Annotated in this window: 14 protein-coding genes; 2 read left to right on the top strand and 12 right to left on the bottom strand. The window is 62.0% G+C overall.

The genetic code is table 11. From position 1 onward, the window contains the following. The first annotated feature begins 29 nt into the window (after positions 1-29). Positions 30-1,337: a CitMHS family transporter gene (locus J3P76_RS12535; RefSeq protein ID WP_434647449.1), complete on the top strand. Its 1,308-nt coding sequence runs from the start codon at positions 30-32 to the stop codon at positions 1,335-1,337. Positions 1,338-1,340: 3 nt separating this feature from the next. On the opposite strand, the gene J3P76_RS12530 is transcribed toward J3P76_RS12535, so the two are convergent. Continuing rightward, positions 1,341-2,240 carry an NAD(P)/FAD-dependent oxidoreductase gene (locus J3P76_RS12530; protein WP_434702013.1) on the bottom strand — a complete coding sequence of 300 codons (900 nt, stop codon included), beginning with the start codon at positions 2,238-2,240 and terminating at the stop codon, positions 1,341-1,343. Between the two features lie 134 nt (positions 2,241-2,374). Between J3P76_RS12530 and J3P76_RS12525 the strand changes: the two genes are divergently transcribed. Beyond that, a complete protein-coding gene (locus J3P76_RS12525) occupies positions 2,375-2,824 on the top strand; it encodes an Rrf2 family transcriptional regulator (protein ID WP_434605773.1) in 450 nt (149 codons plus the stop codon). Positions 2,825-2,897: 73 nt separating this feature from the next. On the opposite strand, the gene mqo is transcribed toward J3P76_RS12525, so the two are convergent. The 11 genes from mqo to pedF form a co-directional block, all read right to left on the bottom strand. Next, positions 2,898-4,541 carry a malate dehydrogenase (quinone) gene (gene mqo, locus J3P76_RS12520; RefSeq protein ID WP_434647452.1) on the bottom strand — a complete coding sequence of 548 codons (1,644 nt, stop codon included), beginning with the start codon at positions 4,539-4,541 and terminating at the stop codon, positions 2,898-2,900. A 378-nt stretch (positions 4,542-4,919) separates the two neighbouring features. Then, on the bottom strand, positions 4,920-6,125 hold the full coding sequence (locus tag J3P76_RS12515) for a DUF1624 domain-containing protein (RefSeq protein WP_434558872.1): 1,206 nt from the start codon (positions 6,123-6,125) through the stop codon (positions 4,920-4,922). 186 nt (positions 6,126-6,311) lie between these two features. Continuing rightward, the gene (locus tag J3P76_RS12510; RefSeq protein ID WP_434676514.1) at positions 6,312-7,682 is read right to left on the bottom strand and encodes an ATP-binding response regulator; all 1,371 of its coding nucleotides are present in this window, start codon (positions 7,680-7,682) and stop codon (positions 6,312-6,314) included. After that, the gene (gene ercA, locus J3P76_RS12505; protein WP_434702037.1) at positions 7,666-8,823 is read right to left on the bottom strand and encodes an alcohol dehydrogenase-like regulatory protein ErcA; all 1,158 of its coding nucleotides are present in this window, start codon (positions 8,821-8,823) and stop codon (positions 7,666-7,668) included. The genes J3P76_RS12510 and ercA overlap by 17 nt, the downstream gene beginning before the upstream one ends. Before the next feature lie 129 nt (positions 8,824-8,952). Continuing rightward, positions 8,953-9,024: a pyrroloquinoline quinone precursor peptide PqqA gene (gene pqqA / locus J3P76_RS12500; protein WP_003243383.1), complete on the bottom strand. Its 72-nt coding sequence runs from the start codon at positions 9,022-9,024 to the stop codon at positions 8,953-8,955. 282 nt (positions 9,025-9,306) lie between these two features. Further along, positions 9,307-10,827, bottom strand: a complete 1,521-nt coding sequence (exaC, locus tag J3P76_RS12495) for an acetaldehyde dehydrogenase ExaC (protein WP_434702012.1) — start codon at positions 10,825-10,827, stop codon at positions 9,307-9,309. 270 nt (positions 10,828-11,097) lie between these two features. Beyond that, entirely contained in the window at positions 11,098-12,873 is a 1,776-nt protein-coding gene (locus J3P76_RS12490) for a PQQ-dependent methanol/ethanol family dehydrogenase (protein WP_434702011.1), read from the bottom strand. 280 nt (positions 12,874-13,153) lie between these two features. Further along, positions 13,154-14,089, bottom strand: coding sequence for a quinoprotein relay system zinc metallohydrolase 1 (locus J3P76_RS12485; RefSeq protein WP_434702010.1), 936 nt, complete (start codon positions 14,087-14,089; stop codon positions 13,154-13,156). A gap of 16 nt (positions 14,090-14,105) precedes the next feature. After that, positions 14,106-14,861 carry a quinoprotein dehydrogenase-associated SoxYZ-like carrier gene (locus tag J3P76_RS12480; RefSeq protein ID WP_434702009.1) on the bottom strand — a complete coding sequence of 252 codons (756 nt, stop codon included), beginning with the start codon at positions 14,859-14,861 and terminating at the stop codon, positions 14,106-14,108. 9 nt (positions 14,862-14,870) lie between these two features. Further along, on the bottom strand, positions 14,871-15,746 hold the full coding sequence (locus J3P76_RS12475; RefSeq protein ID WP_434702008.1) for a substrate-binding periplasmic protein: 876 nt from the start codon (positions 15,744-15,746) through the stop codon (positions 14,871-14,873). Between the two features lie 5 nt (positions 15,747-15,751). Further along, entirely contained in the window at positions 15,752-16,213 is a 462-nt protein-coding gene (gene pedF / locus J3P76_RS12470) for a cytochrome c-550 PedF (RefSeq protein ID WP_420763890.1), read from the bottom strand. Positions 16,214-16,384: the final 171 nt, after the last annotated feature.

Raw genomic sequence — 16,384 nt, 5'->3', positions numbered from 1 at the left:
CCGACAAGAATAAAAAGAGAGGCTGCAACATGATTACAACCCTGGGTTTTTTGATGATGCTTGCCATCATCGGACTGATATTGCTGCGCAGGATCAGCCCGGTGGTGGCGTTCACCACCCTCCCCGTGATCGTTTGTCTGCTCGCGGGGTTCAATCTCGGGCAGATCGGCGAATTCATCAAGGCGGGCCTGATCACGGTTGCGCCGACTGCCGCGCTCTTCCTGTTTGCCATCCTGTTCTTTGGCATCATGCGTGACCGGGGGTTGTTCGATCCTCTGGTCAACCTGCTGATCCGCAGCACGGGCGGCAAACCCCTGGCTGTGGCGTTGGTGACCGTATTGGTGACGTCGGTGGTGCACCTGGATGGCGTGGGCGCCGCCACGTTCCTACTGACCATCCCGGCGCTACTGCCGTTGTACAAACGCTTGAACATGAGCCCGGCGATGTTGCTGTGTCTGGTGGGCACCACGGCGGGCGTCATCAATATGGTGCCTTGGGGCGGCACGACCGCCCGCGCCGCCGCGGTGTCGGGCCTGGACGCCACCGAGCTGTGGCTGGGCTTGCTGCCGGTGCAGATGGTGGGCCTGGTGTGCATGCTTGGGGTGGCGACGATATTGGGTATGCGCGCGCAGCGTCGCCAACCGATGTCGCTGGGGGCGGCCGCAACGTGTGATGTAGATGGTCTGCAAACCCAGGATCGCGAATTCAGTCTTTCTCCCCGGGAGCCGCGCTACTGGCTGAACGTGGCCCTGACCGGTGGCATTCTGGTGTGCCTGTTCACCGGTATTTTCCCTTTGTATGCGTGTTTCATGGTGGGACTGGGCATCGCCCTGCCGCTGAATTTCCCATCCCTGGACGCCCAGGCCGAACGCCTCAAGGCTCATGCATCCGATGCACTGCAGATGGTCCTGGTGATGATGGCTGCCGCCGTCCTGCTGGGCGTGCTCTCCGGCGCGAAGATGTCCGACGGCATGGCCTTGGCGCTGATCGATATCCTGCCTGCGGGTTCTGCCCAATACCTGCACGTGATCGTCGGCTTCTTCGGCGTGCCCCTGGGCATGATTTTTTCGCCGGACGCCTATTATTTCGCCCTGCTACCGGTGATCAGGGACGTGGCCGCCGCGGCCGGCGTTCCCCTCGAAGCGGTCGCCCGGGCCATGTTGATCGGCGAGAACACCGGGTTCTCCATCAGCCCGGTGGTGCCCAGCGTCTACCTGGCGCTTGCGCTGTCCGGCGTCGAACTGCGCAAGCACATGGCCTATACGTTTTTCTGGGCCTGGGGCGTCAGCCTGGTGATGCTCGCTTTCGCCGTGGCAACCGGCGCGGTACAGGTCTGAGCTTCAAGGGTGGGTCTGGAAGATCAACGACCGATGCACCCCGGAGCCCGCCCTCACCCCATCACCAACGGCCAGCGCGACCGAGCCGAACGGAATCGCCGCGTCGCCACAAGCAAACACCCCGGGAATGCTGGTTTCCCGGGTCATCGGGTCGGCCTGGATGAACGCCCCGAGCGGGCCTTCTTCAAAGTTGCAACCCAGGGATCTGGCGAGGGAACTGGCAACGCGGGTATGCGGCAAGACAAACAGGCCTTCAATGGCGATCACTCGCCCGCCCGCCAACACCACATTGGCCCGATCGCCTTCAATACGTTCGACACGTTCCGGCATCACGGTCACACCGCGTTGCGCCAGGCTGTCCTGTTGCTCACGGTCAGGCTCGAACACACCATTGGTGAAAAACGTCGTCGGGCCCCAGTCGGGCAGCATCAAGGCATGGTGCAGCGACATCGGCGACGTCGCCAGCACACCAATCGGCCTCTGCTCCAATTCATAGCCATGACAGTACGGGCAATGGAAAACGTTTTTTCCCCAACGCTCCCTCAATCCTGGCACATCGGGCAACTCATCGATCACGCCGGTGGCGAGCAACAGGCGTTTGGCACTGTAGCGTTGTCCACGGGCCGTCTCGACGACGAAGCCGTCCGCGTCGCGGGTGGCGTGGATCGCGCTATCCGACAGCCATTCCACGGTCGGGTAAGCCATGAGTTGGGCACGGGCGTCACTGGCAATGTCATCCGGGGCGCGGCCGTCCTGTCCTAGGAAACCATGGGAAGTCGCTGCAAACCGGTTGCGACGCTGGTCGGCGTCGATTACCAGCACCTTTTGACGGGCGCGGGCCAATTGGAGGCCAGCGGACAGGCCGGCGTAGCTGCCGCCAGCGATGATGATGTCGTGTTCCATGGGGCGATCTCCATTTTTCGAAGGCGTGGGATTTCTCGAAACATCGTATGTTTCTTGAAAAGCGCCTGTCAATGGTCTCGTAACTTTTGCCATTACAGGCGATACTCCGCGCAGATTTACCTTCGGACCCGCCCATGAGAAACGACACCCGCCTATCACGCATGCTGCACGTCTTGATTCATATGGATCGCCACCAGCAATCGGCGACCTCCGACACCCTCGCCCAGATGCTGGGTACCAACCCGGTCGTGGTACGCCGAACCATGGCGTTGCTCAAGGAACGGGGTTACGTCACTTCGGAGAAAGGCCATCGCGGTGGATGGAGCCTGGCTAAACCGTTGGCGGAGATGACGCTGCTGGACATTCATCAGGCGTTGGGCAGCACGTCGATTTTCGCCATCGGCCTGTCCACTGATCATCCGCAATGCCTGGTTGAACAAGCGGTGAATGCGGCGCTGACGGATGCGTTCGATGAGGCCCAGGCGTTGTTGCTTGAGCGTCTGGGCAGTATCACGTTGGCCCAGTTGGCGGAGGATTTTGATACGCGGTTTCGGGACGAGCCCAAGGTCGAGCGTCACCTCTGATTCCTGGCGCACGCACATAAAAAAACGCCGCTCAATGAGCGGCGTTTTTGTACCTGACCAGACAGCGTCCGGTTTACAGCGCCATGTCAGCCGCTGGATTGGATTCCCGGGCAGCAGCCGGCTGGGCCGGAGCTACAACGGTGCCAGCCTTGCCGATAGCCGGTGGCGGGTCCAGTTGCAGCACTTCGCTGGTGTAGGCCCATTCCTGCGCAACACGCTCAGGGCTTTCGTTCAGCTTGGTGCCGTAGCTCGGTACGATCTGGCGCAGTTTTTCCTGCCAGGCCGGGGTGGCGACTTTGTCCTTGAAGACTTTTTCAAGCACGGTCAGCATGATCGGCGCAGCGGTCGAGGCACCTGGCGAGGCGCCCAGCAGGCCGGCGATGCTGCTGTCCTGGGAAGCGACGACTTCAGTGCCGAGTTTCAGCACGCCGCCCTTCTCTTCGTCACGCTTGATGATCTGCACGCGCTGGCCGGCTTGCCACAGGCGCCAGTCTTCCTGCTTGGCGTCCGGGAAATACTCTTTCAGAGCATTGAAGCGGTCTTCGTCCGACAGCATCAGCTGACCGGCGAGGTATTCCACCAGCGGGTACTGTTCGATACCGACCTTGGTCATCGGCCACACGTTGTGGGTCGTGGTGCTGGTCAGCAGGTCAAAGTACGAACCGTTCTTCAGGAACTTGGTGGAGAACGTCGCGAACGGGCCAAACAGGATCACGCGCTTGCCATCAAGCACGCGGGTGTCCAGGTGCGGCACCGACATCGGCGGCGCGCCAACCGAAGCCTTGCCGTAGGCCTTGGCCAGGTGCAGCTGAGCGATGGTCGGGTTTTCGGTCACAAGGAACGAACCACCCACCGGGAAACCGGCGTATTCACGGGCTTCTGGAATGTCAGCCTTCTGCAGCAGGTGCAGCGCGCCGCCACCGGCACCGATGAACACGAACTTGGCGTCGGTCTCGGTTTCGGTCCCGTCTTTGAGGTTCTTGTACGAAACGCGCCAGGTGCCGTCTTCGTTGCGGGTGATGTCTTCCACTTCGCTGGAAAGCTTGAGGGAGAAGTTCGGCTTGGATTGCAGGTGAGCTGCGAACTGACGGGTGATTTCGCCGAAGTTCACGTCGGTACCCAGCGGACTCCAGGTGGCCGCGACTTTCTGGCTCGGGTCACGCCCTTGCATCATCAGCGGAACCCATTTGCTGATCTGCGCCGGATCCTCGGAGTACTGCATGCCGGCGAACAGCGGGCTGGCCTGGAGCGCGTCGTAGCGCTTCTTCAGGAACGCGATGTTGTCATCACCCCAGACGAAGCTCATGTGCGGCGTGGAGTTGATGAACGAGCGCGGGTTCTTCAGCACACCGTTCTTGACCTGCCAGGACCAGAACTGACGGGAGATCTGGAACGCTTCGTTGATCTCGATGGCCTTGACGATCTCGACCTTACCGTTCTTGTCTTCCGGCGTGTAGTTCAGCTCGGCCAGCGCGGAGTGACCGGTACCGGCGTTGTTCCAGCCGTTGGAGCTTTCTTCGGCAACACCGTCCAGGCGCTCGATCATTTCCATGGTCCAGCCCGGCTCCAGCTCATTGAGCCAGACGCCGAGGGTCGAACTCATGATGCCGCCACCAATGAGCAAGACATCCACTTTTTTCGGCTCGGCGGCGTGCGTGGTCGCAAGACCCATCGCCATCGCCAGGCCCAATAGCGCCGTGTGTGTTTTCTTCAACATGTGTGTATCCCTAGGATGGAACGCCATTCCGTCCTCCGATTTCGTTCAAGCATCAACCACACCCCATTGCGGCAAGGCCGGCGGGCGGGTATCGAGTGGACTGGAGGATGGACCTACAGGGGCCGAGCATATCGGCCTCACATTTATGTCTCTCCGGCGCTGACTTCTTGTAGGTCTTGGCTTCAGCTGGGTGAGGGACACTGCAAAACGGTCTGGATCGGGCCCGGCGTGGCCGTGCCCGATTGTCGCAGCGGGGGGAGTTTACAGAATGAACCAAACAGACCGAAGCGTATTTTTACATTCCAGGCAAAAACGCCGACCAAATGGCGGCGTTTTAATGGCTCGGTTGCGTCCCGCAAATATCGCGGTTTCGCCAAATCAGAGGTACTTGAGGAGCGAGATATCGCGACGGCGTTGTTTCAAGGCGGCGAACCAACGTGTTGGAAAAAACAGCACGACGGCCAGCATAACGCTCCACAACCAGACCATTGGCAAGTGATCGAAGCCGAAATACGCGCCCTGGTTGGTTCCCCACAAGGCGACCGCAACCAGGTACATGGCCTTCAGCACGTAGAGGTGCAGCAAGTAGAAAAACATCGGCGCGCCGCCGTAGATCGCCAGTTTCGCGATGCTCCCCCGCTCCTGGGCTTTTTCGAACAGGGCCAGCAGGATCAAGCCCAGCCCCAGCGTCGGCATGAGAAACATCAACGACGGCGGATATTTCGTCGCACTCATGAAACTCATGAATGTGCGCAACCCATCACCGGTCTGGACCCAGGGTTTATCACCGTAGACATTGACATAGCGGATCAACGCGAAGGCGATCAATAAGCCAAGGCCGACCATGAACAACCGCCGCAGGCGCACGGCGGGCTCCACGTCCTTGGCGAACCATGGCCCGATACCCCAACCCAGCAGGATCACGCCGATCCATGGCAGCACCGGATAGGTGGTGCGGGCCCGGGTGAACTCGGTGATGTCGATGAACGCCCGCTGGTGAAGAATCGACCACGGCACGAAAAACGGTGAATCCGGCCCGAGCACGATACCGTCCAGCAGGTTGTGCCCAGCGACGATGGCGACCCCAAGCACAATCAGCCAGCTGCGCTTGAAATGCAGCAGCGCCGCCAGGACGATCATGCAGATCCCGATGCACCAGATCACCTGCAACCACAGCGTCTTCGGCGGAAACTCGGCGTTCCACGCGAAACACACGAACGTCAGTTCCAGAAACACCAGAAACAGACCGCGCTTGAGCAGGAACACCGAGGTCTGGCCGGCGGTGTGTTTCTGGCTGTAGAGCCATGCCGACAAACCGGTAAGGAAGATGAACACCGGCGCGCACAGCGTGCTGAGCAAACGGGTGAAAAACAGGTCCGGGGTCACGCTCAGGGCATCGATCGGATCAGTGACCTGACGATGCAGAAGAAACGTTTCGCGCACATGGTCCACCAGCATCAACAACATGACGAATCCCCTCAGGGCGTCGATGGCGAGCAAGCGTGTGGCGGCTGTTGCGGTGGTGGATGCAAGGGTCGGCGCGATGACAGCGGCTGGGCTTGTCGCGCTTGGGGATAGACTCATGGCGGTACTCGGGCGGTCGTGGTCCGGACAAGGCAGATGAGAACACCTGCCAAATGAAATCGGATAACATAACACGAATACCTGCAAATGCCTCGTTCTTGTGGGAGCGAGCCTGCTCGCCAAAGCGGCTTGTCAGCCCCATCATTTCCGTTGACCCAGCGGCCACGGGGCTCTGTGTACGGCGGCCTATGCGAGCAACTGGCTCAACACCGCCCGCAACTTTCCAGGCTTGACCGGTTTGTTCAGCAGCGGCGCGTTCAGTTTGCGCAAGGTGCGGCGGCATTGGTCGCTGCGGTCGGCAGTGATGATCACGGCGGGAATCGCCCGCTGGAAATGCTCGCGCAGATGCCTGACCACCTCGCAGCCGACCACACCATGATCAAGGTGGAAATCCGCCAGGATCAGTTCCGGGGCACGGCCCCGCAGAACGTCGAGGGCAGCGGCTTGATCGGTGGCGGTCAGCACTTCACAACCCCACTGTTCCAGCAGCGCCGCCATGCTTTGCAGAATGCTCACTTCGTTATCGATGACCAACAGCCTTCGACCCGGCAGCGGATTGCCCGCCACTGGCTGGACCGGGACCTGGGACATGGGCAGCGGCCGCTCGGCCGACAGCGGCACGTCGATGCTGAACACCGAGCCGCGTCCCGGCCGCGAACGCACCTGCACCCGATAACCGAGGATATGGGCAATGCGTTCGACGATCGCCAGTCCCAGGCCCACGCCCTTGCGATCCGCCGCACGACCGACGTCCAGTTGGTTGAACTCCAGGAAGATCGACTCCAGGCAATCGGCGGCAATGCCTCGCCCCGTGTCCCAGACTTCCAGACGCAACCGCCCTCCCCGACGCCGAGCCGCCAGCAGGATGCCGCCCTGGTCGGTGTATCGGCAGGCGTTGCTGAGCAGGTTGCGCAGGATGCGAGTGATCAATCGCAGATCCGTCAGTACCGCGTCATCGGCAAACCGCACGCGCAATTCCAGGCCCGCGGCACCGGCCACCGATTGGAACTCGGACACCAGCGGCGCGAGTAGCTCATCCACTCGATAAGGCGCCAGGTCCGGCCTGACAGCAGCTTGATCCAGGCGGGAGATGTCCAGCAGGTCAGTGAGCAAATCCTCGGCGCCTTCGAGCGCCTGGTGGGTCCGCTCCACCAGTACGTGTTCCGGGGCGGGCAGTTGCCGCTCGCGCAACGTCGCAATCAGCAAGCGCGCGGCGTTGAGTGGTTGCAGCAGGTCATGGCTGGCGGCGGCCAGGTATTTGTCCTTGCTGCGGTTGGCCGCCTGGGCGGCGTCCCGGGCATCTCGCAGCTGTTGCTCGACCAGTTCGCGCTGGGCAATTTGCTGCTGCAGGTTGTGATTGGCCTCCAGCAACGCATCGGTGCGTTCGGCCACCCGTTGTTCCAGTTGATCATTGAGCTGTTGCAGGTGCCGTCGGGCCTGCTCCAGCTCATCGAGGCGCGCCGCCAGTTCAGGGTAGTGGCTTTTGCGTGTCGAGTGGTTGCCCAGCCCCAGCAAGCCTGCCAGGGCTTTTTGCTGCTCCTCAGAGGGCTTCGCCATAGACGACCTCGACATCCCGCTGGCTCGACTCTCGAGGGTTGGTGAGGATGCACGGATCGTCCATCGCATGTTGCGACAAGAATGGAATGTCCGACGTGCTGACGCCATGCAGTCCGAGGGTTTCATGGAAGCCGATGGTGTGCTTGAGGGCGATCAGGTGCTCCACCAACCGGGTGCGGATATGCCGATGGTTGAGGCCCCGGCAATCGATGCCCAGGGTCTCGGCAATCACTTTGAAACGCTCCGGTGCCGAGGTGTAGTTGAACGCCACCACATGTTCCACCAACACTGCGTTGCACAACCCATGGGGCAGATCGAGGAAGCCACCCAAGCTGTGGGACATCGCATGCACGGCGCCGAGGATCGCATTGGAAAATGCCAACCCGGCCTGCATGCTGCCGAGCATGATCTTCTCCCGCAGGGCGACGTCCGCCGGGTTGGCGATCATCTGCACCAGGTTGTTGTTGATCAGCCGCATTGCCTCCAGGGCATGGGGATCGGTCAGCGGCCCGTGGCCCGTGGAGACGAACGCCTCGATGGCGTGCACCAGGGCGTCGATACCGGTACAGGCGGACAGGAACGGGTCCATGCTCAGGGTGGTTTCCGGGTCGATCAGCGACACGTCCGGCACCGCCGCCTTGCTGACGATGGAAAATTTCATGCGTTCCTGCTGGTTGGAAATGATGACGAACTGCGAGACGTCGGCCGAGGTGCCGGCGGTGGTGGGAATGAGGATCAGCGGCGGGCTGGGCACGTGCAGCGTATCCACGCCTTCGAATTCAAGGATGCTGCGGCCATGGGCAACCACGATCCCGATCGCCTTGCCACAGTCCATGGGGCTGCCGCCACCGACCGCGACGATGACGTCGCAATGGTTCTCGCGGTACGTCTCGGCACCGAGCATCACTTCCTCGACCCGTGGGTTGGGCGAGACGTCGCTGTAGAGGCAGTAATCGATGCCCTGGGCTTGCAGGCTGGCTTCGACATCGCCGACCCAACCGGCGGCGATGACCCCGGGATCAGTCACCACCAACACCTTGCGCGCGCCGAAGGTCTTGGCGTAGTTGCCGACGTTGTGCCGACATCCTGCGCCGAACATGATTTCAGGGGAAACGAACTTGCGCAGCGGGCTGAGGCTCATTTTTTCAGGGGGGCTCATCGGTAAGCCTGTTGTTATTGTCATGGGATACGTTGAGCCTAAAGCATCCCGCCATGAATGCAATCCGACCAATGGGGAGCCCGGCCCGAACGCATCAGGCCGGGCCGGCGCTCATCGGTTGGCGAAGTACATCGTCACTTCAAAGCCGATACGCAGGTCGGTGTACGCGGGTTTAGTCCACATGGGTCTTTCCTCTTCTTGTACCGGGCGATTCCGGCAGGTTCATTAATGCACGGGCGACCAGGGCTCGAATGCTACTTTCGAAGCAGTGGGTGGGGTGCGTTGGTACTACTGGAGCAGCGAGCACTTGTGGCGAGGGAGCTTGCTCCCGCTGGGCTGCGCAGCAGCCCCAAAATAGCAGCCACACAATCAATATGTGCATCAAGGAAAGGGCCGCTTCGCGGCCCAGCGGGAGCAAGCTCCCTCGCCACAGGGTCACTGCAACTGCCTTGTTATCTCCCAGGGTCAGAAGAACCCCAGCGGATTGATGTCATAGCTCACCAACAGATTCTTGGTCTGCTGGTAATGGTCGAGCATCATCTTGTGGGTTTCACGCCCGACGCCGGATTTCTTGTAGCCACCGAACGCCGCATGCGCCGGGTACAGGTGGTAGCAGTTGGTCCAGACGCGACCGGCCTTGATCGCCCGGCCCATGCGGTAGGCGCGGTTGATGTCGCGGGTCCAGAGGCCGGCACCGAGGCCGAACTCGGTGTCGTTGGCGATCGCCAGGGCTTCGGCTTCGTCCTTGAAAGTGGTCACGCCCACCACCGGCCCGAAGATCTCTTCTTGGAACACGCGCATCTTGTTGTGGCCCTTGAGCAGGGTCGGCTGGATGTAATAGCCGCTCGACAAGTCTCCTTCAAGGCATTCGGCCGCGCCGCCGGTAAGCAGTTCGGCGCCCTCTTGCCGGGCGATGTCCAGGTACGAAAGGATTTTGTCGTATTGCTGCTGGGACGCTTGGGCACCGACCATGGTCTCGGTGTCCAGCGGGTTGCCGCGCTTGATCTTGGCGATTTTCTTCATGACCTCGGCCATGAACGGCGCATAGATCGATTCCTGCACCAAGGCACGGGATGGGCAGGTGCAGACTTCGCCCTGGTTGAAGAACGCCAGCACCAGGCCTTCCGCCGCTTTCTCAATGAACGCCGGCTCGGCTTGCATGATGTCTTCGAAGAAGATATTCGGCGACTTGCCGCCCAGTTCCACGGTGGACGGGATGATGTTCTCGGCCGCGCACTTCATGATGTGCGAACCCACCGGTGTGGAGCCGGTGAAGGCAATCTTGGCGATGCGCTTGCTGGTGGCCAGGGCCTCACCGGCCTCGCGGCCAAAACCATGGACGATGTTCAACACGCCGGCCGGCAGCAGATCGGCGATCAGCTCGACGAACACCGTGATCGACAGCGGCGTCTGCTCCGCCGGCTTGAGCACGATGCAGTTACCGGCGGCCAGGGCCGGGGCGAGTTTCCAGGCGGCCATCAGCAGCGGGAAATTCCACGGGATAATCTGCCCGACCACGCCCAGCGGCTCGTGGAAATGGTAGGCGGTGGTCAACTCGTTGATCTCGGCGGCCCCGCCCTCTTGCGCGCGAATGCAGCCGGCAAAGTAGCGAAAATGGTCGGCTGACAACGGTACGTCGGCGTTGAGGGTTTCGCGCACGGCCTTGCCGTTGTCCCAGGTCTCGCTGACCGCCAGGATTTCCAGGTGCTGTTCGATGCGGTCAGCGATTTTCAGCAGGATCAGGGAGCGGTCCTGGACCGACGTCTTGCCCCAGGCATCGGCGGCGGCATGGGCCGCGTCCAGGGCCTTGTCAATGTCGGCGGCGCTGGAGCGCGGAAACTCGCCGATGACTTCGCCATTGACCGGCGAAGTGTTGGTGAAATACTCGCCGTGGACCGGCGCGACGAACTCGCCGCCGATGAAATTGCCATAGCGCGGTTTGAAGGAAACGACGGCGCCTGGGGTTCCGGGTTGTGCGTAGATCATGATGGGCCTCTGCCTGGTCGATGCCTGTCGCGGGACAGGCGATAGGCCGATGGTAGAGAGCCCCGCGCGGTGGACGAATGCGTCATTGGCAGGGGGCTCTCTCGTTATTTGGTCGTAGGTTTGTAAGCGATAAGCGCAAGTTCAAGGCCGGCGCAGGCCCTTGTGGCGAGGGAGCTTGCTCCCGCTGGAGTGCGCAGCACTCCCCGCTTTTGGCGGCTGCTGCGCAGCCGAGCGGGAGCAAGCTCCCTCGCCACGGTTCTCGGCAAGGTTTTAGCGCTTGGCGACAAGTTCCTTCGGCAACTTGAAGGTCCAGAGCATGCCGCCCTGGTTGAAGTCCTTCACGCGCTTGGCCACTTCACCGCCCCACAGCGGCACCGCACCGCCCCAACCCGAGACCACGGAGACGTACTGTTCGCCGTCCATTTCCCAGGTGATCGGCGAGCCCAGCACGCCGGAGCCGGTCTGGAATTCCCAGACCTTTTCCCCAGTCTTGGCGTTGAACGCCTGCAAGAAACCTTCAGGCGTACCGGTGAACACCAGATTGCCCCTGGTGGTCAGCACCCCGCCCCACAGCGGCGCGAAGTTCTTGTGGCGCCACACTTCCTTGCCGGTTTTCGGGTCTATGGCCCGCAGCACGCCGATGTAATCCTCGTTCAGCGGCTTGATGGTGAACCCAGCGCCGAGAAACGCCGCGCCTTTCTTGTAGGCGATGCCTTCGTTCCAGATGTCCATGCCCCACTCGTTGGATGGCACGTAGAACAGACCGGTGTCCTGGTTGTAGGCCATCGGCATCCAGTTCTTCGCGCCGAGGAATGCCGGAGCGACGAAGACTGAGCTGCCCTTGGCCTCGCTGCCCGGCGCACCCGGACGGCTGGCCTCGTTGTAAATCGGACGGCCATCCTTGTCCAGGCCAGTGGCCCAGGTGATCTTGTCGACGAATGGGAAGCCGCGGATGAACTTGCCGTTGGTGCGGTCGAGCACGTAGAAGAAGCCGTTACGGTCGGCGGTCGCCGCCGCCTTGATGTCTTTGCCGCCGTCCTTGTAGTTGAACGAGATCAGCTCGTTGACGCCGTCATAGTCCCAACCGTCATGGGGCGTGCTCTGGAAGTGCCATTTGATGGTGCCATCGTCCGGGTTCAGGGCCAGGCGCGACGACGAATAAAGGTTATCGCCAGGGCGCAGGTGGGAGTTCCACGGTGCCGGGTTGCCGGTGCCGAACAGCAGCAGGTTGGTCTCCGGGTCGTAGTAGCCGCCCAGCCAAGGCGCGGCGCCGCCGGTTTTCCAGAGATCGCCCGGCCAGGTCTTGCCCGCCTCGCCGCCGGAAATACCGTTCTCCACGGCCTTGCCGTCCTTGTAGACGTAGCCCATGTGGCCTTCAACGGTCGGCCGGGTCCACAGCAACGCACCATTTTTCGGATCGAATGCGGTGATCTGGCCGACCACGCCGAATTCGCCCCCCGCCACGCCGGTGATGAGCTTGCCACTCACAACCATGGGCGCGGCGCTGATGGAATAGCCTTCCTTGTGGTCGGCGACCTTCTTGCTCCACACTACTTTGCCGGTGTCCTTGTTCAGGGCCACCAGCTTGGCGTCCAGCGTGCCGAAGAACACCAGGTCGCCATACAACGCCACGCCCCGGTTGATCACGTCGCAGCAAGGGCGGATGTCATCGGGCAAGCGCGCGTCGTATTGCCAAAGCTTCCTGCCGGTGCGCGCATCCACCGCAAACACCCGAGAGTAGGAGCCGGTGAGGTACATCACCCCGTCCTTGATCATGGGCTGGGCCTGTTGACCGCGCTGCTTTTCACCGCCGAAAGAGAACGCCCAGACCGGACGCAGGTCCTTGATGTTATCGACATTGAGGGCATCGAGCGGGCTGTAGCGCTGGCCCTGCACGCCCAGGCCGTTGGTCACGACCTGCTGCGGATTCTTCGGGTCCTGGAGAATTTCCTGGTCGGTCACGGCGGCCAAGGCCGAGCCGGACAGCAGCATGGCACTGAGCAGCAGGCTTACGGCGAAGGGCTGGCGACGTGCGGGATGAATCATGGCGGCTACCTCTGCGGTTATTGTTATACCCGGGAAATTTTCCCGGTCTGTCGCAGATTCTTGGGCCGGGGGCCGCCGCCAACAATTGCCCGCTGTGTTGAGTTTTCTAGTTCCTTGGTACACATAGAGGTAAGCAAATACCCCGTGGCGAGGGAGCTTGCTCCCGCTGGGCTGCGCAGCAGCCCTTCTGTTGTCCCCCTGGTTATCAATGTTGACTGGCTATCTTAGGGCCGCTGCGCAGCCCAGCGGGAGCAAGCTCCCTCGCCACGGGGATGTGTGATCAGTCAGGGTTTCGGGTATCCACCCGCGTCATCCCCGCCCGCTCATAACGCGGGTAAAGATGACTGACGCTGCGGATCAACTCATACCGGCTCAAGCTGATCCCGGCGAAGCGCTCGGGGATGGGGCTGCGGATCATTTCGGCCATGTCGTCGCCCCGGGCGGCGCCCTCGCGCATCAGTTGATCGAGCCAGCCCAGGTAATCGTGCATCTGTTCGAAAGGCCGGGCGTCGATGGCCACCGGGCCGTGGCCGGGGACGATCTGCTTCCAGGGCAGCGCCTGCAGCGTGTTCAGATCGTTGAGCCAGATATCCAGGCCGGGGCTGTTCGGGGTGGTCAGGGCCCGTTCATAAAACACCAAATCACCGGCAAACAGCACGCCGGTGGTTTCATCGAGGATCGCCAGGTCCGCCCCGGTGTGCCCGGCCAACGCAAGCAGGCGCAGCGAGTGATCGCCGACCTTCAGCGTACCGGGGGTCAGCGCCTGGGTCGGCAAAACCACTTCGGTGCCGCGCATCCAGTCGCCCACCAGCCGGTACATGTTTTCCGCCATCGCATCGCCCTGCTGTCGCAGCAGGTCGGCGGTGCCCGCCAGCGCACCAACAGGCACGCCGTTGAAGGCCTGGTTGCCCAGCACATGATCGGGGTGATGGTGGGTCAGCAGCACCTGGATCACCGGTTTTTCCGTCGTCGCCGCGATGGCCTGGCGCAGCGCCTCGCCATAACGCTTGGACGGGCCGGTGTCGATGACCACCACCCCGACGTCGGTGACGATGAACGCCGTGTTGACGATGTTGCCACCGTTGGCCTTGGCGAAATTATCCGTGCTGCCTTCCAGCAGCCAGGTGCCCTCGGCGATCTGCCGGGGCTTGAGGGAATAATCGGAGGACCACGCCGGCAGGCACAGTCCAAGACAGATCAGCAACAACCAGCGCATGGCGCGCTCCTTGTGGTCAGGGAATGGCCGCCTCGAATTCGTTGCCGCTGTTGTCTCGCAGCACCAGGCGGGTCTGTCCCGGGCCTTGGATGTCGAAGCCCAGGTTGGGGTTTTCACTGACCGCCGGGAACAGCTCCAGGCGCGCCAGCAGCTTGCCGTCAGCGTCCAACAGTTGCGCCTGGTTGAGGAAAAACTCAGGGATGCCGCTCACCAGGCCGTTGTCCATGGGATGGGCTATCTGCAAGCGCAGGCGATTCGAGTCCCCACGCGGGTAGCGCCCGCCCAGCACTTCGCCCAGGTGTTCTTCCCAACCCGGTTGGGTGCGCACCACGCTGGGCGCCGTGCAACCACCACCGGCCGCGTCGATCAACGCCGAGCCAACGTGCCACAGGCCGTCGCGGGTCTGTACGGCGGCACGTAACGGCGTGGCCTGCTCGATACGAATGCGGATCGACAGCCACGGCAGCACCCGCTCCGAAGGTTGGAAGTCGACGATTTTCGGCAGTGGGTTGAGCTCGGCCCACGCCAGCACTCGTACGACATCGCCGGTGAACGCCCTGGCATCGATTTCCAGCGGCACCTGCCGCGCATCTTCGGCAAAAGGTGGCGCCAGCAGCCGCACCCGGTCGTCGAAAACGAACTGTGCGTCAGCCAGCAATTGCTTGTGATAGAAGGCCCACATCACCGATGGCACCGGATCCTTTCCCGGCTCGATTGCGCTAACCATCAATGGCAGCCAGCCCAACAGCAGCCCCAACACACGCCAGTTCATCCTGCGCTCCTATTGGTACATTTGCGGTACTTCGTAGCGCAGGCCATAGCGGGCATACACCGCCTTGAGGCTGCCGTCGCGAATCAAGCCTTCCAGCGCCTCCTCCACCGCATAGGCCAGCTGACGGTTGCTTTCATGCACCGCCATGCCGATCTCCCAGCGCTGCTTACCCATGTTCGGATAAGCGTTTTCAGCGAGGGCCAACTGCGAGTCGGCAGCCTGATGCACTTGCCAGTCGATCTCGCCGCGCATCGCCATGACCGCATCGACTTCGCCGGCCTGCATGGCCCCGAAGGCTTTGGCAACGCTGGGGTAATGGCGGGTCTTGGCACTGAGCATGCCGTTGAACACCGAGGTCAGGTAGAACGATGGCACGCTGTCGACTTCGACGCCGATGGGGTGCCGCTGGAACACCGCGACACTGCCCACCGACGCCAATCGACGGCGGTCATACGCCACCTGCCAGCACTCCTGCTGATATGGCCCGAACATCACGACCTGGGCGTTTTCCCGTTCGCCAATGTCGTTGCGCCGCTGCACATAGTCGTGATCGTACGGCACTCGCATCATCAGGTCGGCCAGTTGCCGGTCGTGCAGCGGACTGCTGCGCCAGATGTAGTCGCGCAGGTCATCGTCGAGCTTCTCGCCAGGTGGCGCCCACATCAGTTTCAGCCGCACGCCCATGGCCTTGGCCAAGGCCATGGCCAATTCAACGTCGACGCCCCTGGGCTGGCCCTGGTCTTCGAAACTGTAGGGGGCAAAGTCCTTGTAGACCGCGACCTTCAATTCGCCGTCGGCGATCATCTGGTCATAGCCGCGGACCTGCGCCTGCACCGCCGAGCCCCACAGCAACAGGCTGCACATCACCCAGGCGAACAGGCGCATGGCGGTCACTCCTCGACGTGTACGCTGTCCAGATAGGTCCGCACCGCCCACAGCGCTTCCTGGCTCAGGTAGTCGGCCATCTTCGGCATATAGACCCGGCCGTCGCGCACCGCGCCATGGCGCACCCGTTCGACGAACCATTCGTCACCGGCTTCGGCGGCATCGAGCATGCGCAAGTCCGGGGCGATCCCGCCGGACTTGGCTTCCAGGCCATGGCAGGCCGCGCAGTTCTGGTTGTACGCCGATGCGCCGATTTCGACTGCTTTGTCCCGTTCGGGAGCATTGCGATAGGGGTTTTGCGAGGCCCAGCCATCGGCATCCAACGGCAGGTTGGTGTCTTTGATCGGAGTCAGTCCCTGGGTTTCCACTGCCTGGGGCACTACGTTGCCATGGGCCCATGCGGAGCCTGCGCCGGTCAGCCCCATCAGCAATGCGGTAGCGATGATGGCGTTGCGTTTTGTTGTCATTGTTATGCCCTCGAAATTGCACGCAAGACCTCTTCGCAGAGGCCGTGCCGTCATCTTAGGAACCGTCTGCCGCCAACCGAATGCTGCTTTGGTGGTCGCGGTCTAGTTCCTTGGTAGCAGGCCATCCGACGCTAGTCGCAAAGACAGGCGCCCTGGGAAGTTTTCCCGGCA

It is taken from the genome of Pseudomonas sp. D1-36 (assembly GCF_051132205.1).
In the GTDB taxonomy this organism is placed as follows: Bacteria; Pseudomonadota; Gammaproteobacteria; order Pseudomonadales; family Pseudomonadaceae; genus Aquipseudomonas.
Note: the sequence above shows the minus strand (reverse complement) of the source record. Positions and strands in the feature narration are given on the sequence as shown.

What these genes read in the sequence shown, in the direction of transcription:
- J3P76_RS12535 (WP_434647449.1), top strand. Translation starts at nt 30, where the DNA reads ATGATTACAACCCTGGGTTTTTTGATGATGCTTGCCATCATCGGACTG.
- J3P76_RS12530 (WP_434702013.1), bottom strand. Translation starts at nt 2,240, where the DNA reads ATGGAACACGACATCATCATCGCTGGCGGCAGCTACGCCGGCCTGTCC.
- J3P76_RS12525 (WP_434605773.1), top strand. Translation starts at nt 2,375, where the DNA reads ATGAGAAACGACACCCGCCTATCACGCATGCTGCACGTCTTGATTCAT.
- mqo (WP_434647452.1), bottom strand. Translation starts at nt 4,541, where the DNA reads ATGTTGAAGAAAACACACACGGCGCTATTGGGCCTGGCGATGGCGATG.
- J3P76_RS12515 (WP_434558872.1), bottom strand. Translation starts at nt 6,125, where the DNA reads ATGAGTCTATCCCCAAGCGCGACAAGCCCAGCCGCTGTCATCGCGCCG.
- J3P76_RS12510 (WP_434676514.1), bottom strand. Translation starts at nt 7,682, where the DNA reads ATGGCGAAGCCCTCTGAGGAGCAGCAAAAAGCCCTGGCAGGCTTGCTG.
- ercA (WP_434702037.1), bottom strand. Translation starts at nt 8,823, where the DNA reads ATGAGCCTCAGCCCGCTGCGCAAGTTCGTTTCCCCTGAAATCATGTTC.
- exaC (WP_434702012.1), bottom strand. Translation starts at nt 10,827, where the DNA reads ATGATCTACGCACAACCCGGAACCCCAGGCGCCGTCGTTTCCTTCAAA.
- J3P76_RS12490 (WP_434702011.1), bottom strand. Translation starts at nt 12,873, where the DNA reads ATGATTCATCCCGCACGTCGCCAGCCCTTCGCCGTAAGCCTGCTGCTC.
- J3P76_RS12485 (WP_434702010.1), bottom strand. Translation starts at nt 14,089, where the DNA reads ATGCGCTGGTTGTTGCTGATCTGTCTTGGACTGTGCCTGCCGGCGTGG.
- J3P76_RS12480 (WP_434702009.1), bottom strand. Translation starts at nt 14,861, where the DNA reads ATGAACTGGCGTGTGTTGGGGCTGCTGTTGGGCTGGCTGCCATTGATG.
- J3P76_RS12475 (WP_434702008.1), bottom strand. Translation starts at nt 15,746, where the DNA reads ATGCGCCTGTTCGCCTGGGTGATGTGCAGCCTGTTGCTGTGGGGCTCG.
- pedF (WP_420763890.1), bottom strand. Translation starts at nt 16,213, where the DNA reads ATGACAACAAAACGCAACGCCATCATCGCTACCGCATTGCTGATGGGG.